The sequence below is a fragment of the Duganella sp. GW821-FHT07G03 genome (genome assembly GCF_059418605.1).
Genome location: NZ_JBWKQE010000041.1, coordinates 1 through 21,020 on the forward strand (window position 1 = coordinate 1; position 21,020 = coordinate 21,020).

Sequence of the window (21,020 nt, forward strand, 5' to 3'; positions counted from 1 at the left end):
CCGGCCGCACCTACCTCCTTATTATCCAATGGAGATGCGGTATGCTCAATATACGAAGTCTGACATTCGGACACGAGTTCTACCGTAGCAGTCCGCTACTGCTGAGCTTGTGTCCGAATGTCAGACTTGACCCCCGTCGGTTTTGGAAACATGGCCATTCTGTCGCCCTTTAAAAATGCCACAATGCTTGGCAGGATATCGGGTACAATTATTTGAACGATCGTGCTTTTTTAGCGGGGTCATAAGAATATGGAGACAGCATGGATTTGAACTACACGGCGGCGGATCTGGCGTTTCGTGACACGGTGCGCGCCTTTCTCGACGCGAACCTGCCCAGCGATTTGCAAAAGAAGGTCCGCAATCACCTGCGCCTGAGCCGCCAGGATTATGTGCGCTGGCACCAGATCGTCGCCAAACAGGGCTGGGCCGCGCCGGCCTGGCCGGTCGAGCACGGTGGTCCGGGCTGGAGCGCCACCCAGCGCCACATCTGGGAGGAAGAGTGCGCCCGCGCCGGCACCCCGCCCATCCTGCCGTTCGGCGTCAACATGGTGGCGCCGGTCATCATGGCCTTCGGTAACGAGGCGCAGAAGGCCCACTATCTGCCGCGCATCCTCAGCTGCGAGGACTGGTGGTGCCAGGGCTATTCCGAGCCCGGCTCCGGTTCCGACCTGGCCTCGCTCAAGACCACCGCCGAGCGCGCCGGCGACCACTACATCGTCAACGGCCAGAAGACCTGGACCACCTTGGCCCAGCACGCCGACATGATCTTCTGCCTGGTGCGCACCGACACCACCGTGCGCAAGCAGGAGGGCATCTCCTTCCTGCTGATCGACATGAAGACGCCGGGCATCACCGTGCGCCCCATCATCATGCTCGACGAGGACCACGAGGTAAACGAGGTCTTCTTCGACAACGTCCAGGTGCCGGTGCAGAACCTGATTGGCCAGGAGAACAAGGGCTGGACCTACGCCAAGTACCTGCTGGGCCACGAACGCACCGGCATCGCCGCGGTCGGCCGCTCCAAGCGCGAGCTGCTGTTCCTGAAGAAGATCGCCTCCGAGCACTACAAGCACGGCAAGCCGCTGCTGCAGGATCCGGTCTACGCCGCCAAGGTGGCCAGTCTCGAAATCGAATTGATGGCGCTGGAAACCACGGTGCTGCGCGTGATCACGCGCGAATCGCACGCGCCGGGACCGGAGGCCTCGCTGCTGAAGGTGCGCGGCTCGGAGATCCAGCAACTGCTGACCGAGCTGATGGTCGAGGCCCTGGGCCCGGACGCGCTGCCGTTCGACACCGACTACCTCGAAGGCAAGGCCGACCACGCCGTCACCGGCGACGACGCCGCCGCGCCACTGGCCGGCTACTACTTCAATTTCCGCAAGACGTCGATCTACGGCGGCTCGAACGAGATTCAGAAAAACATCATCACCCAGATGATCCTGGGACTGTAAGGGGCAGCGATGGATTTTAATTTAAAAGAAGAACAGCAGCAGTTTGCCGACGCGCTGCGCCGCTGGGTAGACAAGGATTACGGCTTCGACGTGCGCCAGCGCATCGTCCATTCCGCCACGGGCGTCTCGGACCTGGCCTGGAGCACGCTGGTCGAACTGGGCATGACGGCCTTGCCGGTGCCGGAAGAGCAGGGCGGCTTCAACGGCAGCGCGGTCGACCTGTGGGTGGTGATGCAGGAGATCGGCCGCGGCCTGGTGGTCGAGCCTTACTTCGCCACCGTGTGGGGCGCGCAATTTCTCAAGCTGGCCGGCAACCAGCACCACCTGCTGGAAGAAGTCGCCAGCGGCGAACTGAAGCTGGCCTGCGCCTTGGGCGAGAAGCACGCGCGCCATGAGCTGTCGGACGTCAAGACCATCGCCAGCATCAACGGCGAAGGCTACCGCATCGACGGCAGCAAGACCGTGGTGATCCACGGCGCCCAGGCCGGCGCCTTGATCGTCTCGGCGCGCAGCGCCGGCGCCCAGCGCGACACCAACGGCATCAGCCTGTTCGTGGTGCCGGCCGACACGCCCGGCGTCAGCGTGCGCGACTACCGCACCATCGACGGCCAGCGCGCCGCCACGGTGCAGTTCAGCCATGTGGCGGTGCCGGCCTCGGCGCTGCTGGGCAAGCTGGGCGGCGGCTGGGACATGCTCGACGAGGCGGCCGACTACGGCGCCAGCCTGCTGTGCGCGGAAGCGGTGGGCGCGATGGACGCGCTGTTCGCCGCCACGCTCGACTACCTGAAGACGCGCAAGCAGTTCGGCACGCCGATCGGCGGCTTCCAGGCCTTGCAGCACCGCATGGCCGACATGTACATCCACCTGGAGCAGGCGCGCTCGATGGCGATGCTGGCGGCCGCCCGCATGTCCTGCGGCGACGCCGAGGAGCGTCGGCGCGTGGTGTCGGCGGCCAAGGTGCGGGTCGGGCAGGCGTCCAAGTTCCTCGGCCAGCAGGCGGTGCAGCTGCACGGCGGCATGGGCGTGACCGACGAGCTGCCGGCCGCGCACCACTTCAAGCGCCTGGCGATGATCGAAGTGAGCCTGGGCGATGTCGACCATCACCTGGAGCGCTTCATCGCCCAGCGCGGCTTCCAGCAGCATTCCTGATGCGCAGCTTCGCCAACCTGGCGGCCATGAAGGCCGAGATCGGTAACGAGGTGGCGTTGTCGGACTGGGTCGAGATCAGCCAGGCGCGCATCGACCTGTTCGCCGACGCCACCGGTGACCACCAGTGGATCCACACCGACGCCGAGCGGGCGGCGCGCGAGTCGCCCTACGGCGCCACGGTGGCGCACGGCTTCCTGACCTTGGCGCTGCTGCCGGCGCTGCTGGTCAATGCGCTGCACATGGTGGACATGACGATGGGCCTGAACTACGGCCTGAACAAGGTGCGCTTTCCGGCTCCGGTGCCGGTCGGCAGCCGGGTGCGGGCGCGCCTGACCATCGCCGCCATCGACGACATCGCCGGTGGCGCCCAGGTCCTGTGGGGCGTGGTGATCGAGCGCGAAGGCGGCGACAAGCCGGTCTGCGTGGCCGAGTTCGTGATGCGCCGCTATTGAGGCCGGGCTAACCGGGGCCGGGGCCGGGGCCGAGCGTGCTGGTGTAATGGCGGTTGCGGCCGCCCTGCTTGGCGAGATACAGCTGGCTGTCGGCCACGCGTATCAAGGTGCTGCTGTCGAGGCCGTCCAGCGGCGGCAGCGCCGTGCACACCCCCAGGCTGGCCGAGACGTGCGGCGTGGTCGGCGACATGGCGTGTGGAATCTGCAGCCGGCGCACCTCGTCGAGGATGCGGCGCGCCACCACGTCGGCGCCGTCCGCCCCTTCCTGCGGCAGCAGCAGGATGAATTCCTCGCCGCCGTAGCGGGCCAGTAAATCCGGCGGCCGCGCGGCGCAGCCCGCCATGGCCGCGCTCACCTGTTGCAGGCACAGGTCGCCCGCCTGGTGGCCGTAATGATCGTTGTAGAGCTTGAAGTGGTCGATGTCGATCATGATCACCGACAGCGGCAGGCCGGCGCGCGCGCAGCGCCGCCATTCGGCCTCCAGCGCGTCGTTGAAGCTGCGGCGGTTGGCCACCCCGGTCAGGCCGTCGGTCATGCTCAGCTCGCGCATGGCGTCGGCCTGGCGCTTGATGGTCAGCTGGCTGCGCACGCGCGCGCGCACCACCGCCACGTTGAAGGGCTTGCTGATGAAGTCGACCGCGCCCGCCTCCAGCGCGCGGGTTTCGTCTTCCGGCTGGCTCAGCGCGGTGACGAAGATCACCGGGATGTCCTGCAGGCGCGGCGAGTTGCGCAGCGCCGCGCACACCGCGTAGCCGTCCATGCCGGGCATCACCGCGTCCAGCAGGATCAGGTCGGGTTGCTGCTCGAGCGCCACTTCCAGCGCCTTTGCGCCGTCCAGCGCGAACAGCACATCGTGCTCGTCACGCAGGGCGTGATGCAGGATCTGGATGTTCTCCATGGCGTCGTCGACCACGAGTATGCGTCCATTCCTGGCCAGGTTGGTCCAACTCATGCGCTGTCCTTTTCTTGCAACATATCTTCCACCATTTTTTGCGCAACTGTGAAATTCAGCGTCTCGACCGCTTCCGCCAGCGCCCCCGTTGGCGCCGTTGCCGCCAGTGCCGGGCGCAGCGCCCGGAAGTGTTCCAAAGCTTTCAAGTTGTTATTCTGAAGCAAACACTGTAACTCCGCCAGCTTTTGCGGTAAGTCGTGCGTCACAGTGTTGCTTGGGAGAATATCCGGCGCCGCCAGCTGGCGCGCGGCCGTCGTCAGCCGCTGCAGGGCCGATTCCAGCTGGTCCAGCGCGGCGTGCAGCGCGGCCGGCTCGGGGGCGGCGTGGTGCAGCACGGCTTCGGCGTTGGCGGTCAGGCCGGCCACCTGGGTGGCGCCCAGGTTGGCGGCCACGCCGCGCAGCCGGTGCAGGCTTTGCGCCGCCTGCTGGGCCTGGCCGGCCGCCAGCAGCGCCCGCACCTCGGCCACGGTGTCGCCCTGCGATTGCTCGAAGCGCTTGAGCAGTCCCACCAGCGCGTCGGCGTTGCCGCCCAGCCGGGCCAGCGCCGCGTCCAGGTCGACGCCGGGCAGCGCCGCCAGCGCCGCGGCGTTGCTGCCCGGCCGGGCCGGCGCGCTGTCGACGCCGTCGCCGGGCGGCGGCGACGCCGTCGCGGCCACGGACGGCGCCATGCCAGGCGCGTTCGCCGCCCCGGCCTGGCGGTACACCAGGCGGCACAGCACGCCGATCATTTCCTCGACGTCGATCGGTTTGGCCACGTGGGCGTTCATGCCGGCCTGGTCGGCGCGGCGGCGGTCGTCCTCCATCACGTTGGCGGTCATGGCGACGATGGGCAGCCGGGCCAGCGCGCCGCCGGCGGCGCGGATCGCCACCGTGGCGTCGTAGCCGTTGAGCACCGGCATCTGCACGTCCATCAACACCACGTCGCAGCGCAGCGGATCGGCACGCAGCATATCGACCGCCAGCTGGCCGTTGACCACCGTCTCGACGCTGGCGCCGGCGTGGTGCAACATGTATTGCGCCACCTCCTGGTTGATTTCATTGTCTTCCACCAGCAGCACGCGCATGCCGGCCAGGCGCGCGTGCAGCGGCGAATGCTCGCTGAGCGGCGCCATGCCGGCGTCGCGGTTGGCGTCCCCCAGCAGCGAGGCGACCCGCTCCAGCAGCCGCGCCGGGCTGACCGGCTTGGACAGCATGCCGGCCGCGCCCAGGGCGCTGCAGCGCTGGGCCTGTTCGGCGACCACATGTTCGGACGCCATCAGCAGCAGCGGCGGCAGCGGCTGGCCGTCCTGCAGCCAGTCCTGCAGGGCGGCGCCGTGCGGCGCCGGCAACGCGCAGTCCAGCAGCATCAGGCCGTAGGGCTGGCCCTGCTGCTGGCGTTGCTGCAGCAGGGCCAGCGCGGCGGCGGCGTCGGCGGCGCCGCTGGCGACCCAGCCCAGGTGGTCGCAGGCGCGCTGCAAGGCTAGCCGCACGCTGGCGTTGTCGTCGACGATCAGCACCGCCAGGCCGGCGGCGACCGCCGGCGCGGCGGCCGGCGCGCCGCATTCGAGCGGGCAGGTGAACAGGAATTCCGAGCCGACCCCGGGTTCGCTGCTGACCTCGATCGCGCCGCCCATCATGTCGGCCAGCTGGCGGCAGATCGCCAGGCCCAGGCCGGCGCCGCCGAACTGGCGGCTGGTGCTGCTGTCGGCCTGCGAGAAGGCGCCGAAGATATGGGCCTGCTGTTCCGGCGCAATGCCGATGCCGGTGTCGCGCACCCGAAATTCCAGCAACATCGCGCGCGCACCCGGCTGTTCCGGGGCCACGGCGCCGGGCGCCTGCCGCACCTGCAGCACCACCTCGCCGCGCTCGGTGAACTTGATGGCGTTGCCGATCAGGTTGAGCAGCACCTGCTGCAGCCGCATCGGGTCGCCCGCCAGTTCGGCCGGCAGGCGCGGGTCGATGTCGTAGACCAGCTCGATGCCCTTGTCGCTGGCGCTGCCGCTGACCAGCACGCTGATGCTGCTGAGCACGCGCTCCAGGCTGAAGCCGGCGTGTTCGAGCACCAGCTGGCCCGCCTCCACCCGCGAGAAGTCGAGCACGTCGTTGACCAGGCCCAGCAGCGATTGCGTGGCCAGCTGGATCTTGTCCAGGTAGCCGCGTTCGCGCGGCGCCAGCCCGGCCTCCTCCAGCAGCCGCGCCAGGCCGATGATGGCGTTCATCGGCGTGCGGATCTCGTGGCTCATATTGGCCAGGAATTCGCTCTTGGCCCGGCTGGCGGCCTCGGCGCGGTCGCGCGCCAGCACCAGTTCCTCGTTCACTTCCTGCAGGTGCAGCTCGGTTTCCTTGAGCTCGGTGACGTCGGACACCAGCACGAAGAAGCCGCTGACCCGGCCGCCTTCATCGACATCCGGGATGTAGTTGACCCAGGTATGGCTGAGCTCGCCCGAGGGCCAGCGCAGCTGGTCGGCGAAGCCCTGCGGCTGGCCGGCCAGCGCGCCCCGCACATAGGGCGCGCTGACCGCGTACTGGGCCGCGCCCAGCACCTCGGGCATGTGGGCGCCCAGCATCTGTCCGGTGCGGCGGCCGTGCCACTCGAGGAAATAGCGGTTGGCGAAGCGGCAGCGCAGGTCGGCGTCCCAGTAGGCCACCATGCCGGGCAGGTTGTCGGTCACGGTGCGCACGAAGTGCTCGCTCTGCGCCAGCTGCGCCACGGTGGCGCGCAGCGCCTCCTTGGCGGCCTTGCGTTCGGTGATGTCGAGCGAGATGCCCAGCACGTGAGTGGCGGCGCCGTGCTCGTCGCGCAGCGCCACCTTGCGGGTGGTCAGGTAGCGGGTGTGGCCGCTGGCGTCGGTGATCGGTTCCTCGGCGATCTCGCTCACCTCGCCGGCGGCCGCGGCCAGCACCCGGCGGTCGGCGGCGGTGAAGAAGTCGGCCTGGGCGGTGGGCACCAGGTCGTAGTCGCTCTTGCCGATGAAGTCCTCGCCGTTGGCGCGGCCGAACATCTGCGCGCCGTGGCGGTTGAACAGCTCATAGCGCAGGTCGGCCGCGCGTTTCAGGAAGATCATGGCCGGCATGTTTTCCAGCATCGAGCTGAGCAGCTGGCGCGAGCGCCGCAGTTCCGCCTCGGTCCGTTTCAGTTCGCTCACGTCCATCAGCAGGGCGGTGATGCCGATGATGCGGCCGTCGATGCCGAACTGCGGATAGTAGCTCAGCACCCAGTGGCACAGCACCTTGGGCGAGGCGGCCGGATAGCCCGAGCGTTGCAGGCCGGTCAGCGGCCGGCCGCTGTCGAGCACGGCGCGGTAGTCGGCCAGCACGCTGCGCCGCACCTCGGCGTCGGGGATCATCTCGCCCACGTGGCGGCCCAGGTGGGCGATCACCGGCTGCTCGTTGAGCGCGGCCAGGTAGTCGTTGAGGCGGACGAAGCGCAGCTCGCTGTCGACATAGCTGAGCCCGACCGGCGCGGTGGCGTACAGGGTTTCGAGCTGGGCGCGGTTTTTTTCCAGCTGGGCGGTGCGCTCGACCACCAGCTGTTCAAGCTCGGCCTTGCTGCGGCGCAGATCGCCCTCCAGCGCCAGGAAGGCCAGGCCGACCTCGTGCGCTTCGCGGAAGGTCAGCGCGCCCAGCGTGAAGGGGCTGCCGCTGGCCAGCGCCTGGGCCGGCCCGACCAGCTCGCGCACCGAGCGGGCGATGCCGCCGCCGACCCACCAGGCCAGCGAAAACCCGGCCAGCAGCAGCGCCGTCATGGTCAGCGAGATGGTGGTGACGGCGCCCAGCAATTCCTGCAAGGCCTGGTCCTGCGGGGTGGCGATGGCGATGGTGACGCGGCTGACCGGCGCCCGGCTGAAGCCGAAATAAATCGGCGTGCCGTCGGCCGCCGTGGTCGACAACAGGGCCTCGCCGCTGGCGCGCAACTGGGCCCGCATGGCCACTTCGGCCGGGCGCGACAGCAACTGCCGCAGGCCGCCGGCCTGGGCCACGAACATGCCCTCGGTGTCGTACAGGGTCATGGCCTGGTGGCGGCCGATTTTCTCGTCGTGCAGGATGTTGGCCAGCCGGTCAGGCTTGAGCAGCGCGGTCAGGGCGTAGTGCTGGTGCTGGTCGAGCATGACCGGGAGGTCGATCGCCAGCAGGCTCTGGCCGTCGATGGCGAGCATCGACAGTTGCGGCCGCGATTGCGCATACAGCAGGGCCAGGCGGCGCCGGTTGTCGGCGCTGCTGAAGCTGGCCGGCAAGTCCGGGCCGAGGTGCAGCGCGACCGTGCCGGCGGCGTCGCTGAGCAGGAAGTGGGCGACCGGGAATTGCGGTCCGAGCAGGGCGGCGGCCTGGGCCTGCAGCGCCGCCAGGTCGCCCTTGTGCAGGCTGGGCGAGGCGGCCAGCGCGCGTACCGCGCTGTCGGCCTGCAGCAGGTCGCGGTCGACGGCGGCGGCCACCAGCCGGGCCGACTGCCGGGTGTCTTCCATCAGGGTGTCGCGTTCGCGCTGGTAGAACTGGCTGAGCACGGCGCAAAAACCGATCACCGTCGGCAGCGCGCAAGCCAACACCAGCAGCGCGATCTGCGAGCGGATGGAGGGCAGGCGTGAACGTTGTGATTCTGGCACGTGGTGGACCCCGGCGGCGGCGGCCAGCATCGCGCTGGCAGCACGATAGTAGCTGACGCCGGCCGTTTCAGAAAGCGATTTTGTCCTCTACAAGCAACGTTCAGATCGGCTTGCCACAGGCGTAGCTCCAGGCCAGCTCGGCCATGGGGCGCGCCATGCGGCCCGATTCCAGTGCCTGGGCGCTGGCGGCCGTGCCGTCGACATGGCGCTTCATGATGCCCTGCATGATGCTGGCCAGGCGGAACATATTGAAGGCCAGGTAGAAATTGAAGTCCTCCAGCCGGATGGTCTTGCCGGTGCGCGCGGCGTAGCGGGCGATGTAGTCCTGCTGCGAGGGGATGGCCAGCGCCGCCAGGTCCAGCCCGGCGATGCCGCGGAACTGGCCGGGCTCGATGTGCCAGCTCATGCAGTGGTAGGAAAAGTCGGCGAACGGGTGGCCCAGGGTCGACAGCTCCCAGTCCAGCACGGCCAGGATGCGCGGCTCGGTCGGGTGGAACAGCAGGTTGTCGAGGCGGAAGTCGCCGTGCACGATGGAAGTGTCTTCGCCGGGCGGGATGTTGTGGGGCAGCCAGGCGATCAGCTGGTCCATCGCGGCGATCGATTCGGTCTGCGCGGCCAGGTATTGCTTGCTCCAGCGCTCGATCTGGCGCCCGAAGTAGTTGCCCGGCTTGCCGTAGTCGGCCAGGCCGATGGCGGCGTAGTCCACCGTGTGCAGCTGGGCGATCACGCGGTTCATCTCGTCGTAGATGGCGGCGCGTTCGGCCGCCGTCATGCCGGGCAGGGCCTGGTCCCACAGCACCCGGCCCTCGACGAATTCCATCACGTAGAAGGCGCGGCCGATCACCGCCTCGTCGGTGCACAGCGCATATTGACGGGCGGCCGGGAAGCCGTGCCGGCTCAGCGCGTCCATCACGCGGTACTCGCGCTCGATCGCGTGCGCCGACGGCAGCAGCTTGGCGGCCGGTGCCGGCTTGGTGCGCAACACATAGTGCCGGCCGCCGATGCTGAGCTTGTAGGTGGGGTTGGACTGGCCGCCCTTGAACTGCTCCACGTCCAGCGTGCCGTCCGGGTAGCCGGCCACGTGCTGGCGCAGATAGGCGTCCAGCGCCGCCACGTCGAACTGGTGGCGCGCCGACACCGCCTTGGTGCCGATGAATTCTTCGAACATGCTGTCTCCCGCGTTGTAGGTATCGGCTATTCTAGTCCAACAATAGTACGTGCGTGCTTTTTATTTTCAGTCGGACGCCGCGCTGTGTTGCAGCCACGCCAGCAGCGCCTGCTGCGGCCCGTCCGGCGCTAGCGGCGCGGCCGACAGCAGGTGGTAGCTGGAACCGTCGGCCACGAAGCCCAGCGGCGCCGCCAGCAGGCCGGTCTTGAGGTCGTCGCACACCAGGTGGCGCGGGCCGATGGCGACCCCCAGCCCGGCCACCGCCGCTTGCAGGCTGAAGTAGAAGTGCTCGAAGGACAGGCCGGCGCCATCCTGGCGATGGGGCGTGCCGGCGGCGTCGGCCCAGTCGCGCCAGGCGTCGGCGCGGCTGCGGGCATGCAGGCGCGGCGCGTCCGGCCGCAGCGCGGAGCCGAACCACCGCGCCACCTTGTCCGGGCGGCAGACCGGGCCGACCTGCTCGGCGAACAGCGCATGCGCGTGGTAGTGGCCGGGCCAGCTGAAATCGCCGCGCCGTATCGCCAGGTCGATGCCGCTGTCGAAGGAAAACGGGCCGCCGCCGGCCATCAGCAGGAAATCGGCCTCGGGATGGGCGGCCTGGAAAGCCGGCCAGCGCGGGATCAGCCAGCGCATCAGCAAGGTCGGCTCGCAGGACAGCACCAGTTGCCGCTGGCGGCCGGCGCTGGCGCGCAGTTCGCCCACCGCCTGCTGGATCAGGCCGAAGCCGGACTGCACCGCCCGCGCCAGCGTCCGGCCGGCCTCGGTGAGGAACACGCGGCGGCTGCGCCGCTCGAACAGCTGCACGCCCAGGTCGTCCTCCAGCGCGCGCACGGCGCGGCTGATGGCGCCGTGGGTCAGGTGCAGGGCGTCGGCGGCCTGGCCGAAATGCTCCAGCCGGGCGGCCGCCTCGAAACAGCGCAGCGCCATCAGCGAGGGCATTCTGTGAGTTGGAGTCACCGTCATGGTCAGCAATCATCGTTATGTTTTGACGATTGTAGCCTTTAGCATGGAGGCTGGCTTAAATTCACTGAAGGAGACAATATGACGGAATTGCTAGTTGTAGTCACCATTACCTTGCTCGCGGTGATCAGCCCGGGACCGGACTTCGCGATGGTGTCGCGCAATAGCTTGCTGTTGTCCCGGCGCGCCGGCGTGCTGACCGCGGTCGGCATCGGGCTGGGCGTGGTGATCCACGTCGGCTACACCTTGCTGGGCCTGGGACTGCTGATACGAAATTCGCTGTGGCTGTTCAACGCCATCAAGCTGGCCGGCGCGGCCTACCTGGTCTGGCTGGGCCTGCGGATGCTGCGGGCGCGGCCCGGTGCGGCGGCAGGGCAGGAGCGGGCGCTGGCGCTGTCCGACCTGGCGGCCTTGCGCATCGGCTTCCTCACCAATGTGCTCAATCCCAAGACCACGGTGTTCATCGTCAGCCTGTTCATGCAGGCGGTGCGGCCGGAGACGCCGTTTTCGCTGCAGCTGGCGTACGGGGCGTTTATCGCGGCGGCCCACGTCGTCTGGTTCAGCCTGGTGGCGTTGTGCTTTTCGGCCGGCACGGTGCGCGCGCGCCTGTTGCGGGCGCGCCACTGGATAGACCGCGTGTTCGGCGTCCTGCTGGTCGGCCTGGGCGCGCTGCTGGCGGCGCGCTGAGCTTTATCGCTGCATCAGAAGAACAGGGCGGTGCGCTGGATGACCGTGCCGTTGTTGCTGTAGGCGGCGGTGGCGCGCACCGAGCCGGTGTTGTATTTGCCGTCGTCGAGCTTGCTGTCGACCTGCTCGGCGAAGGAGTCGGGCAGGTTGTCGAGCCGCACGCCGTTGCCGCCGCGGCCGCCGACCACGTCGTTGTAGATGTAGACCGCGCCGCCTTGCGCGCTGGTCATGAAGTCGGTGGTGCCGTTGAACGAGCCGGTGATGAAGCCGGCCAGCGCCAGGTGCTGCGGCGCCAGCTGGTATTCGGCGATCTGGCCGTCGCCGTTGCCGTTGCCGGTGGCGCCCGGCGCGTGGGTGGTGCCCTGCGGATCGTCGCCCGGCAGCGCGCGGAACTTGTCCTGGTAGGCGTTGACGGCCGCCGTCAGCGACGTCGATTGCTGGATGATGTTCTTGACGCGGGCGCTGTCGATCAAGCCCTGTCCCTTGAGCACGCCGCCCAGCAGCAGGCCGATGATGACCAGCACGATGGCGATTTCGACCAGGGTAAAGCCGCGTTGGCGCAGTTGGATGGCAGGCATGGTGTTCCTTTCTGGTGATGGCGCTATCTTACAACAATGCTCAGCGCTTGGGGGCGGGTGGAGGGCCCAGCTGGTCCAGCCGCCGGGCCAGGAATTGCAGCTCGTGCGGATCGGTGATCAGGCCGTCGTGCAGCAGGCCGCCGATCAGCGCGCGCGCGCTGTCGAGTTCGTTCATGTCCTCGGCCATGAACACTTCCAGCTCGCGCGCCCAGGCCGGCACACCGGGGCCGGTGGCGCGCAGCCGGATCGCCTGCGCGTAGCGGCGCGCCAGCGACAGGTCGTGCAGCCGGTGGCGCGCCACCAGCGCCGCGTGCGCCAGCCACGGCCAGCGCCGGTCGGGGTCTTCGGCGAAGCGGGCGTAGACGAACTCCAGCATCAGCCGGCAGCGCGCCGGATCGCTGACCGCGCCGTACACTTCGCTGGCCGCCAGCAGCGGATACTGGCTGCGCGGATCGAGCTCCAGCGCCCGCTGCAGCCAGCCCGCCAGCCGGCCGTAGTCCAGCGCGCGCCAGGCGATGCTGACGCCGGCCTGCTCGTCGTAGCCCTGCACATACAGCATGGTGGCGCGCGACAGCGCGGCCGGCTCGCCCAGGCTGGCCAGCTGCAACGCCGCCAGCGGCGGCGGCGGCGGCAGGTCTTGCGCGCGCGCGCGCGGCGCCGGCCGGCCGCCCTGCCACAGCAGTTGCAGCAGCAGCGCCGCCGCCAGCAACAGCGGCACGGCGCGCGGCACCGAGGACAGCGGCCTGAGGGCGGAGGCGGCCATGCTCAGAAATTCTTGCGGTACAGGTCGAACAGCGCGGCCAGCGCCAGCAGCGCCACGTAGATGGCGGTCTGCGCCGCCACCGCCAGCAGCGCGGCGGCGTTGCCGTCGTGGTACACCAGCCAGCTGCCGCGGGTGAACTGGTCGAGGTGGGGCAGCAGCAGCGCCAGCAGGTCGACGCCGGCGCCCAGCGCCCGCTGCGCCAGGCCGCCGTCCGGGTGGGGGCCGTGGCCGAGCAGCTGCAGCGTGCCGATCACCCGCGCCAGCAGGTAGAAGGCGCAGGCGGCGGCCAACGCCGGCAGCGCCTGGTTCAAGCTCAGCATGCACAGCACGCAGAAGGCGGCCACGATCCAGCATTCGCACAGCAGCGACGCGGCCCACAGCGCGGCCTGCGGCAGCGGCGCGTACAGCAGGCCCAGGGCGCCGAACAGCAGCGCCGGCGCCAGCGCCAGCGCGCCGAAGCCGGCCAGCTTGCCGGCCAGGTAGACGGCGCGCGGCTGCGGCAGCGCCAGCAGCAGTTCCAGGCTCTTGTCGGCCGCCTCGCGCGCCATGCTGGTGACGACGAAGCCGGCCACCACGAACACCGCCGCCAGCCGCAGCAGCGCGCCCAGCAGCGCCGCCTGCAGTTGCGCGCTCTCGGTCAGCGCCAGCCGCCCGAGGAAGCCGCCCAGCGCGAGCGCGGCCAGCGCCGTCGCCAGCAGCAGCCATGGCAGGCGGTTGCGCAGCCCTTCGAGCAGGGTGTAGCGGGCGATGGTCAGCGCGGCCGGCAGCATCGGCGTCATGGCAGGCGTTGCGCCGCCACCATGCGGCTGTACAGGATGTTGGGCGAGATCCAGATGACGACGTCGTCGAAGGCGCCGCCCGGCGCGTGCGGGTTGTCGCTGGCGTCGCGGCTGACCAGCATGGTGCCGCTGCGCAGATTGATCTTCTCGTCGTCGTTGCCGGCGCCGGCGTCGGCCAGGTGGAGGTTCTGGTCGCTGGTGGCGCCGTAGCCGTTGGCCCCGAACGAGATCAGCGCGGCCGGCACGTCGTTGGTTTCGGTCAGCGGCGTGACGCGGCCCTGGCTGTCGCGGGTGACCACGGTGATGTCGCGCGCCGTCCTGAGCGTGAACTGCACCACGCTGTCGCTGAAGGCCGGCGTGACGCTGTAGCCGAGGATGCGGTTCCAGCCGTCCAGGCGCGCCACGCCCAGCGTGGTCCACGGCAGGTAGCCGTAGCGCTTGTTGCAGGCGCTGCCGGTGCGGTCCTCCAGGCCGTTGACGGCGGAGATGGCGGGGCAGGGCAGGTAGCCGTTGCGCAGCGCATAGCCGAACAGGGCGTCGCGCGCCAGCTCCATGGCCTGCTGGGTGTCGCGGACTTTCTTTTGTTCCAGCTGCGAGCTGAGCGGTGCGATCATGCCGCCGATCAGCAAGCCGACGATCACCAGCACGATCGAAATTTCCACCAGCGTAAAGCCGCGCTGGCGGCGCGGGCGCAGGCTAGGGTTCATGGACATCCTTGACGCGGCCCTCGCCGAGGTCGTAGCGCTGGCCGGGCTTGAGCACGATGCGCTTGCCCGAAGGCAGGGTCACCGTCAGCGTGCTGCTGCCGCGGTTGGCGAAGTGGTTTTGCGCGCCGCTCTGCGGCACGTCGTTGAGCCAGACGGTGCTGCCCCCGCTGCTGCTGCGCAGCACGCCGTTCATGACCAGCGTCTGCGGCGTCGGCGGCGGCGCCGGCGCGGCCGCCGCTTCGTTGGCGGCGGCCGCGTTGGGGTTGGCGTTGGGCGTGGCGTTGGCCTGGCCGGCCGGGTTGCCGTTTTGCGGCATCAGCGCGGCGCTGCTGCCGCGCTGGCTTTCCATCTCGGCCCGCTCGGCCGGCGTGGCGAACAGCCGGCCCAGCGCCGGCGCCGCCGCCGCCGGCAGCGCCAGCCAGGCCGCCAGCAGCACGGCGCTGTAGCGGCGCGCGCTCATGGCGCCCCCCTGCGCTTGGCCGGCGCCGGCGCGGCCTTGGGCGCGGTGTCGAGCGTGATCCAGTTCAGCGTGCAGTCGGCGCCCAGGGTGGGGCCGCCGACGGCGCCGACGGCGCGGCCGAGCCGCTTGATGGCGCAATCCTGGACCGCGAAGAAGCTGCGCTGGCGCAGGTCGTCGAGGAAATTGAACAAGTCCATCTCGTGCAGCAGGTCCATATGCAGCCGCATGCGGCTGCCGTGCAGCTGGTAGTCGCCCAGGTCGAGCGCCGATTCCAGCCGCACCACCTGCTGCGGCTCGATCTCGTAGCTCAGCGGCAGCAGCTTGCGCTGCTCCTGCGACTGGCGGATGATGTCGACCCATTCCAGGCGCCGCTCGGCGCCGATCAGGCCGCGGTCGCGCAGTTCGATGTAGCGCGGCTGGAAATTGCGGATGTCGCGCTTTTCATTGTCGACGTGGGCGAAGCGGGCATAGGCAACGTCGCGCGTGCGCTGGGCCTGCTCCAGGCGCTCGTCGGCCTCGCCCAGCTTCCAGCCGCTCACCAGCAGCGCCGTCAGGCTGATGGTGACGCAGGCGACGGCCACCAGCACGGCGGTGCGGATCAGCGCGAACTCGGCCACCCAGTAGGGCAGCGCGATGGTGGCCTTGGCCTTGCTTTTGCCGGGGACGGGATGGGCGCTCATGGATTCCATACCAGGTTGAGGGAGAATTTGGCGCGCGCCTCGACCGTGGCCGGGCCGGCCTTGCCGCTCAGCTTGACCGAGGAACGGGTGTCGAGCGGCGGCTTGTCGATCGCCACCGTCAGGTGCGGCTGGCGCGCCAGCTGCTGGGCGAAATGGTTCATGCTGTCGACCGCGCCGCGGTAGTCGTCCTGGTCGGCGACGATCTCGGCCTCCACCAGCAGCGCCTGCGGCGGCCGGCCGGGGATGCCGGCCAGCAGCGACGAGATCGGCACGGCCTGGGTCTCGTCCTGGGCGGCGGCCGGCACCGCGCCGGGCAGGCTGACCTTCCAGTCCAGCTGCAGCAGGCGGATCTGCGGCGACTGTTCCAGCGCGGCGCTGACCATGGCCACCATGTCCAGCGGCGACGGCGCCTGGGTGGCCAGCATGCGTTCAACGTTGACCGCGGCCCGCATATTGGCGGTGGTGGTCACGCGCGGCGGCATGGCCGCCATCACGGCGCGGTAGCGCTGGTCGTACTGGCCGGCCTCGGCCAGCAGGCGCGCGCTGGCGCCGTCGGCGGCCTGGGTCTGCCACAGGTTGGCGCCCAGCCACACCAGGCTGCACAGGCCCAGCCCGGCGCTGGCGACGTACAAGGTCAGCCGGGTGCGCCACAGCAGGTAATAGCGCCGCATGGCGCCCAGCGCGTAGTGGCCGGCCGGGGCCTGCCGGCCGAGCTGGGCCAGCAGCAGGGGCTCGGCCACCCGCGCGCCCAGCTCGGCCACGGCGCTGTCGTCGCTGCGCAAGCCCGTGGCGGTGGCGGCGGTGCGCAGCGCGATGAAGCGGAACGCCGTCTCCGGCCCGTTGGCGCACTGCGCGCCGAGCGCCGCCGTGGCCGCGGCCGGCGCCAGCACCACCGCGTGCAGCACCGCGCCGCGCCCGAGCAGGCGCACGCTGTTGAGGAATTGCTGGGTCTTGGCGGTCTCGGCGCCGATGTCGATCGGCTGGTTGTCGCGGTCGATGGCCGGCGTCAGCCGCGAGAATTTCAGCTGGCCGTGCTGGAAGTAGCTCTGGCGCCAGCCGGCGCTCTGCTGGGTGATCAGCAGCAGGTGCTCGTCGCGCAGGCCCAGCTTGCGCACCAGCTCCGCGCTCAGCAAGGTGGTGGTGGTGAGCCCGGCCAGCGGCATCTTCAGCTGTTCCAGCGCCTTGACCCACGGCTGCACCGCCGCCACATTGGTCAGCGCCGCCAGCAGCACGATGTCGTCGCGCCGGCCGCCGTGCTCGCGCCCCTGCACCGCGGCGTGGCGGTAGGGCGTTTCGCGGTATTGCTGCAGCAGCCGGCGCTGCAGCAGCTTGCGGCCGCCGGCGCCGCCCACGTGCGGCAGTTGCACGCGCTGGAAATCCTCCTCGATCAGGTCGGCCAGCAGATAGGCCGGCATCACGCCGTGGCTGTCGACATAGTCGAGGAAGCGCTCGACGCCGGCCTGGTCGTTGCCGAACAGCGCGCCGCCCGACAGGCGCCCGCCCTGCCACAGGTAGGCGCACAGCTGGTCGCCGCTCAGATAGAATAAGTGTTTGCTAATTAGCACGGCCGCCTCAGGTTCGGATCTTGCTGATCGTGTCGTAAATCGGCCCCATCACCGAGAGCATGATCCAGCCCACCATCAGGCCCAGGATCACGGTCATCGCGGGTTCTATCATGGTCTGCACCTTCTCGATCATCTCCTTGACCTCGCGGTTGTAGAAGTAGCTGACGTTGTGCAGCGCGCCGTCCAGCGCGCCGGTGGCCTCGCCCACCTTGAGCATGCGGATCACCAGCGGCGGGAAGATGCCGGTGATCTGGAACGCCGCCGTGATGCCCTGGCCCTCGGAGATCAGCTGGGCCGCGCGGCGCAGCCCGGCCGCGATCACGCGGTTGCCGACGATGCCCTCGGACAGGTGGATGCACTCGAGCACGGTGATGCCGGAGCCGTACATCATGGCGAAGAAGGTGGCGAAGCGGGCCAGGATGATCTTGTGCAGCACCGGGCCTATCATCCAGATGCGCAGGGTCAGGCCGTCGGCGTGGTAGCGCGCCTGCTCGCTGCGCGCCAGCCAGGCGCGCCCGCCGAACCAGGCGATCAGCGGCAGCGCCACCAGCACATACCAGTAGTTGATGAAGATGTCGGAGACGAAGATCAGCGCGCGCGTGTGCAGCGGCAGGGTGTTGCCCATGTTCTTGACGAAGGAGGTCAGCTGCGGCACCAGGTAGATCATCAGGAAGAAGGTGACGGCGATCACGAAGGTGCCGACGGCGGCCGGGTACATGACGATCTTCTTGGTCTGCGAGGCCAGCTCGTCCTGCCACTTCAGGCTGTCCGACAGGTTCTTGAACACCTCGGCCAGCTTGCCGCTCTGCTCGCCGGCGGTGATCAGGCTGACGAAGGTCAGGTCGAACACTTCCGGATAGGCCGCCAGCGCCGCCGACAGCTGCTGGCCGCCCTCGATGTTCTCGATCAGGCCGGTGATCATTTCGCGGAAGCGCGGATGGTCGATGCTCTCGCGCAGGTCGTTCAAGCCGTCCAGGATGGGCACGCCGGCCCCGGTCAGCTGCTCCATGTGGAAGCAGAAGTTGATCAGGTCGCGCCGCGTGATCAGGCGCTTGAGCGCCAGCACCCGGGTGCGCGTGGCGCGGCACTCGATCAGGTCCAGGCCCATGCGGTGCAGCCGCAGCTCCAGGTCCGGCTCGTTGGCGGCGTCCATATTGCCCGGCTGGATATTGCCGGCGGCGTCCATCGCCCGGTAGTAGTATTGGGCCATCAGGCGGGCCGCTCGCTCGGGCGTTCGGTCAGGCGCTCGGTCAGGTCGACCACGCGGCCCACTTCCTCCAGCGTGGTCACGCCCTCGAGCACGCGCCGCACGCCGTCGTCGATCAAGGTGTGGAAGGCGCCGGCGGCGGCGGCCGTCTTCAGTTCGCGGGTCGAGGCGCGGCGCGCCACCAGCTCGTCGAGCGCCGGCGTCATCTTGAGCAGCTCGATGATCGCCAGCCGCCCCTTGTAGCCCTGGTGGCCGCAGGCGTCGCAGCCGACCGCGTGGTACAGCGTCTGCGCCGGCGCCGCCGGGTCCAGGCCCAGCAGACGGCGCTCGACGCCGTCGGCCTCGTGCGGTGCGCGGCAGGCCAGGCACAGCTTGCGCACCAGGCGCTGGGCGATGATGCCGATCACATTGCCGGCCATGATGTCGGGCACCACGCCGATGTCGAGCAAGCGCGGGATGGCGCCGATGGCCGAGTTGGTGTGCAGCGTGGAATACACCTGGTGGCCGGTCATCGCCGCCGAGAACGCCATCTCGGCGGTCTCGCGGTCGCGGATCTCGCCCACCAGGATGATGTCCGGGTCCTGCCGCATCATCGAGCGGATGCCGTCGGCAAAGCCCATCTTGGCCGCTTCGTTGACGGCGGTCTGGCGTATCATGTTCATCGGGTATTCGACCGGGTCCTCCAGCGTCATGATGTTGACGCTCTCGGTGTTGATGTGGTTGAGGATGGAATACAAGGTGGTGGTCTTGCCCGAGCCGGTCGGGCCGGTCACCAGGATCACGCCGTCGGGACGGGCGATCATCAGCTTGAGCAGGCTGAGCTCGTTCTCGCCCAGGCCCAGGCCGTCGAGCGGGACGATGCCCTTCTGCCGGTCCAGCACCCGCAGCACGAAGTTCTCGCCGTGCGTGGTGGCCTGGGCCGAGGCGCGGAAATCGATCTGGCGGCCGGAGAACTTGATCGAGATGCGGCCGTCCTGCGGCGCCCGGGTCTCGGCGATGTTCATGCCGCTCATGACTTTGAGGCGCACCGCCATCGCCGGCCAGTAGGACTTGTGCAGGCTGCGGATCTGGCGCAGGATGCCGTCGATGCGGTAGCGGATGCGCAGGAACGATTGCTCCGGCTCGAAGTGCAAATCGGAGGCGCCGTTCTGCACCGCGTCGGCCAGGATGGCGTCGATCAGGCGCACCACCGGCTGGCTGTACTCGTCCGAGGTGCTGCCCAGGCTGGCGTAATTGACCTCGCCCGTTTCGATCTCGTGCAGGATGCCGTCAATGGATAACTCGAAGCCGTAGAACTGGTCGATGGCGCGCTGGATGTCGGACTCGTTCACCAGCAGCGGGCTGATGGTGATGCCCTTGACCAGCATGGCGCTGATCTGGTCCAGCGCGACGATGTTGCTGGTGTCCGACATGGCCAGGATCAGGTTGTCGGTGGCGCGCTCGTAGACGATGGGGAACACGTGGTAGCGCTTGGCCACGTCCTTGGGGATCAGCTTGAGGGCGATCGCGTCCACCACCAGGCTGGTCAGGTCGGCGCTCTGCTGGTTGAGGTTTTCCGACAGCGCCATGCGCACCGTGGCCTCGGTCACGAAACCGAGCGTGATCAGCAGTTTCCCCAGCGGCTCGTTGCTGCGCTTTTGTTCGATCAGGGCGATGCGCAGCTGGTCCTCGCTGATCACGCCTTTCTGGATCAGTAGCTTGCCGAGTGGGAGTTTTGCTTGTTCTGCCATGGATCTATTCTCTCGCTGCCGGCTCAGCGCGCGCCGGTGTTCAATTCTTGCATGCGGGTGCGCAGCGCGCCGCGGTCGAAGGCGGCCGCGTGGCTCTGCGCCAGCGCCAGCGCGCGCTGGTAATAGCCCAGCGCCAGCTTGCCCTGGTTCAGCCGGTCCAGGCCGATGGCCAGGTTGTAGGCGTAGTCCGGATTGTCCGGCGCCGCGCTGAAGGCGCGGAAGTAGGCTTGCTGGGCCTCGGACCAGCGGCTCTGCTGGGCGTACAGATTGCCCAGGGCGAACTGGGCCGGCGCGGCGTCCGGGTTGGTGGCCAGGATGGCCTTGAGGCGCAGCTCGTTCTGGCCGGGGTCGCCCTGGCGCAGGCCGACCAGGCCGGCCACGGCGGCGGTGTCGTTGGGATCGAGCTCGAGCAGGCGCAGGTAGTGGCCGGCCGCCATCTGGTTGCGGCCGGCGCGCGTGGCCAGGGTGGCCAGGCCGAGCAGGGCGTCGCGGCTGTTCGGGTCCTGGCGCAGCGCGGCCTCGTATTGCTGCTGGGCGGCGGCCAGGTCGCCGTTGTTGAGCGACTGGTAGGCGCCGTCCAGCGCCGGCGCCAGCGGCGACGCCTGCAGCGCGCGCGCCACCTTGATCTCGCCGTTGTCGGGCGCGGCCAGCGGCGGCAGCGTGTCGGCCTGCGGCGCGCTCTGCTGGGACTGGATCGCCTGCTGGGTGGCGGCCAGCTGTTGTTCGGTCTGGGCCAGCCGGCGTTCCAGGTCGTCGCGCGCGGCGTCGCGCTTGACGGCCGGCGCCAGCAGCGGATCGGCGCCGGCGTCGGCCGGCGCGGCCTGGCCGTCGGGCGCGGCCCGCACCAGCTGCGCCGGGGTGGCGCCGGTGGCGCCGGGCGGCGGCATCGGCACCGGCGGCAGGCGCGCACCGGCGCCCGGCGCCAGCATCGCCTGCCAATAGTAATAGCCGAAGCCGGCGACGATCAGCAGCAGCGCCGCGACCAGGGCGATCAGGCGCAGCCGCGCCGGATCGATGCCGGCCGGCTCGACCGCCTCGGCGGCGGCGCGCGCGCGGGCGGCGCCGCGCGGCTTGCCGGCTTTCTCGGGTTTGTCGGCCTTGTCATGTTTCTCGGCGTGCTCGGCGCGCGGCTGCGGCTTGGCGGCGGGCTTGGCC

General features: G+C 69.5%; 17 protein-coding genes and 1 pseudogene. 4 read left to right on the forward strand and 14 right to left on the reverse strand.

Annotated elements, in window-relative coordinates; genetic code table 11:
- Window positions 1-260 precede the first annotated feature (260 nt).
- The 3 genes from AC07OK_RS29980 to AC07OK_RS29990 are packed head-to-tail and all read left to right on the forward strand — an operon-like array spanning window position 261 to window position 3,052.
- Complete coding sequence (locus AC07OK_RS29980; protein ID WP_494693700.1) at window positions 261-1,451, forward strand: acyl-CoA dehydrogenase family protein; 1,191 nt, start codon at window positions 261-263, stop codon at window positions 1,449-1,451.
- A gap of 9 nt (window positions 1,452-1,460) precedes the next feature.
- Entirely contained in the window at window positions 1,461-2,600 is a 1,140-nt protein-coding gene (locus AC07OK_RS29985) for an acyl-CoA dehydrogenase family protein (RefSeq protein WP_494693701.1), read from the forward strand.
- Window positions 2,600-3,052: a MaoC family dehydratase gene (locus AC07OK_RS29990; RefSeq protein ID WP_494693702.1), complete on the forward strand. Its 453-nt coding sequence runs from the start codon at window positions 2,600-2,602 to the stop codon at window positions 3,050-3,052. Before AC07OK_RS29985 ends, AC07OK_RS29990 begins: the two co-directional genes overlap by 1 nt.
- A 7-nt stretch (window positions 3,053-3,059) precedes the next feature.
- On the opposite strand, the gene AC07OK_RS29995 is transcribed toward AC07OK_RS29990, so the two are convergent.
- From AC07OK_RS29995 to AC07OK_RS30010, 4 genes and pseudogenes are all read right to left on the reverse strand, one after another.
- A complete protein-coding gene (locus tag AC07OK_RS29995) occupies window positions 3,060-4,004 on the reverse strand; it encodes a diguanylate cyclase domain-containing protein (protein WP_494693703.1) in 945 nt (314 codons plus the stop codon).
- Window positions 4,001-8,584: a PAS domain-containing protein gene (locus AC07OK_RS30000; protein ID WP_494693704.1), complete on the reverse strand. Its 4,584-nt coding sequence runs from the start codon at window positions 8,582-8,584 to the stop codon at window positions 4,001-4,003. Before AC07OK_RS30000 ends, AC07OK_RS29995 begins: the two co-directional genes overlap by 4 nt.
- A 100-nt stretch (window positions 8,585-8,684) precedes the next feature.
- A complete protein-coding gene (locus AC07OK_RS30005; RefSeq protein ID WP_494693705.1) occupies window positions 8,685-9,752 on the reverse strand; it encodes a phosphotransferase in 1,068 nt (355 codons plus the stop codon).
- Window positions 9,753-9,818: 66 nt separating this feature from the next.
- Window positions 9,819-10,725 (reverse strand): annotated as a pseudogene (locus AC07OK_RS30010) (LysR substrate-binding domain-containing protein).
- Between the two features lie 65 nt (window positions 10,726-10,790).
- On the opposite strand from AC07OK_RS30010, the gene AC07OK_RS30015 reads away from it, so the two are divergent.
- Window positions 10,791-11,396 (forward strand): LysE family translocator, encoded by a 606-nt coding sequence (locus tag AC07OK_RS30015; RefSeq protein WP_494693706.1) that lies wholly within the window; start codon window positions 10,791-10,793, stop codon window positions 11,394-11,396.
- A 14-nt stretch (window positions 11,397-11,410) separates the two neighbouring features.
- On the opposite strand, the gene AC07OK_RS30020 is transcribed toward AC07OK_RS30015, so the two are convergent.
- The 10 genes from AC07OK_RS30020 to AC07OK_RS30065 all read right to left on the reverse strand — a co-directional run.
- Window positions 11,411-11,974, reverse strand: coding sequence for a prepilin-type N-terminal cleavage/methylation domain-containing protein (locus AC07OK_RS30020; RefSeq protein ID WP_217944073.1), 564 nt, complete (start codon window positions 11,972-11,974; stop codon window positions 11,411-11,413).
- A 40-nt stretch (window positions 11,975-12,014) separates the two neighbouring features.
- Window positions 12,015-12,737 carry a hypothetical protein gene (locus AC07OK_RS30025; RefSeq protein ID WP_494693707.1) on the reverse strand — a complete coding sequence of 241 codons (723 nt, stop codon included), beginning with the start codon at window positions 12,735-12,737 and terminating at the stop codon, window positions 12,015-12,017.
- A gap of 2 nt (window positions 12,738-12,739) precedes the next feature.
- Window positions 12,740-13,516, reverse strand: coding sequence for an ABC transporter permease (locus AC07OK_RS30030; RefSeq protein WP_494693708.1), 777 nt, complete (start codon window positions 13,514-13,516; stop codon window positions 12,740-12,742).
- Window positions 13,513-14,223, reverse strand: a complete 711-nt coding sequence (locus tag AC07OK_RS30035) for a prepilin-type N-terminal cleavage/methylation domain-containing protein (protein WP_494693709.1) — start codon at window positions 14,221-14,223, stop codon at window positions 13,513-13,515. Before AC07OK_RS30035 ends, AC07OK_RS30030 begins: the two co-directional genes overlap by 4 nt.
- Complete coding sequence (locus tag AC07OK_RS30040; RefSeq protein ID WP_494693710.1) at window positions 14,213-14,683, reverse strand: hypothetical protein; 471 nt, start codon at window positions 14,681-14,683, stop codon at window positions 14,213-14,215. The genes AC07OK_RS30035 and AC07OK_RS30040 overlap by 11 nt, the downstream gene beginning before the upstream one ends.
- Window positions 14,680-15,363 carry a hypothetical protein gene (locus tag AC07OK_RS30045; RefSeq protein ID WP_494693711.1) on the reverse strand — a complete coding sequence of 228 codons (684 nt, stop codon included), beginning with the start codon at window positions 15,361-15,363 and terminating at the stop codon, window positions 14,680-14,682. Before AC07OK_RS30045 ends, AC07OK_RS30040 begins: the two co-directional genes overlap by 4 nt.
- Window positions 15,360-16,928: a hypothetical protein gene (locus tag AC07OK_RS30050; protein ID WP_494693712.1), complete on the reverse strand. Its 1,569-nt coding sequence runs from the start codon at window positions 16,926-16,928 to the stop codon at window positions 15,360-15,362. Before AC07OK_RS30050 ends, AC07OK_RS30045 begins: the two co-directional genes overlap by 4 nt.
- Before the next feature lie 7 nt (window positions 16,929-16,935).
- Window positions 16,936-18,138, reverse strand: coding sequence for a type II secretion system F family protein (locus tag AC07OK_RS30055; protein WP_494693713.1), 1,203 nt, complete (start codon window positions 18,136-18,138; stop codon window positions 16,936-16,938).
- The gene (locus AC07OK_RS30060) at window positions 18,138-19,865 is read right to left on the reverse strand and encodes a GspE/PulE family protein (protein WP_494693714.1); all 1,728 of its coding nucleotides are present in this window, start codon (window positions 19,863-19,865) and stop codon (window positions 18,138-18,140) included. The genes AC07OK_RS30055 and AC07OK_RS30060 overlap by 1 nt, the downstream gene beginning before the upstream one ends.
- A gap of 23 nt (window positions 19,866-19,888) precedes the next feature.
- The coding region (locus tag AC07OK_RS30065) for a tetratricopeptide repeat protein (RefSeq protein ID WP_494693715.1) at window positions 19,889-21,020 on the reverse strand (1,132 nt) is incomplete at its 5' end.

Excerpts from the sequence above, each read along its gene's own strand:
- AC07OK_RS29980 (WP_494693700.1), top strand. The coding sequence starts at position 261 with ATGGATTTGAACTACACGGCGGCGGATCTGGCGTTTCGTGACACGGTG.
- AC07OK_RS30005 (WP_494693705.1), bottom strand. The coding sequence starts at position 9,752 with ATGTTCGAAGAATTCATCGGCACCAAGGCGGTGTCGGCGCGCCACCAG.
- AC07OK_RS29990 (WP_494693702.1), top strand. The coding sequence starts at position 2,600 with ATGCGCAGCTTCGCCAACCTGGCGGCCATGAAGGCCGAGATCGGTAAC.
- AC07OK_RS30015 (WP_494693706.1), top strand. The coding sequence starts at position 10,791 with ATGACGGAATTGCTAGTTGTAGTCACCATTACCTTGCTCGCGGTGATC.
- AC07OK_RS30045 (WP_494693711.1), bottom strand. The coding sequence starts at position 15,363 with ATGAGCGCCCATCCCGTCCCCGGCAAAAGCAAGGCCAAGGCCACCATC.
- AC07OK_RS30030 (WP_494693708.1), bottom strand. The coding sequence starts at position 13,516 with ATGACGCCGATGCTGCCGGCCGCGCTGACCATCGCCCGCTACACCCTG.
- AC07OK_RS30020 (WP_217944073.1), bottom strand. The coding sequence starts at position 11,974 with ATGCCTGCCATCCAACTGCGCCAACGCGGCTTTACCCTGGTCGAAATC.
- AC07OK_RS30060 (WP_494693714.1), bottom strand. The coding sequence starts at position 19,865 with ATGGCAGAACAAGCAAAACTCCCACTCGGCAAGCTACTGATCCAGAAA.
- AC07OK_RS30055 (WP_494693713.1), bottom strand. The coding sequence starts at position 18,138 with ATGGCCCAATACTACTACCGGGCGATGGACGCCGCCGGCAATATCCAG.
- AC07OK_RS30040 (WP_494693710.1), bottom strand. The coding sequence starts at position 14,683 with ATGAGCGCGCGCCGCTACAGCGCCGTGCTGCTGGCGGCCTGGCTGGCG.
- AC07OK_RS30025 (WP_494693707.1), bottom strand. The coding sequence starts at position 12,737 with ATGGCCGCCTCCGCCCTCAGGCCGCTGTCCTCGGTGCCGCGCGCCGTG.
- AC07OK_RS29995 (WP_494693703.1), bottom strand. The coding sequence starts at position 4,004 with ATGAGTTGGACCAACCTGGCCAGGAATGGACGCATACTCGTGGTCGAC.
- AC07OK_RS30035 (WP_494693709.1), bottom strand. The coding sequence starts at position 14,223 with ATGAACCCTAGCCTGCGCCCGCGCCGCCAGCGCGGCTTTACGCTGGTG.
- AC07OK_RS29985 (WP_494693701.1), top strand. The coding sequence starts at position 1,461 with ATGGATTTTAATTTAAAAGAAGAACAGCAGCAGTTTGCCGACGCGCTG.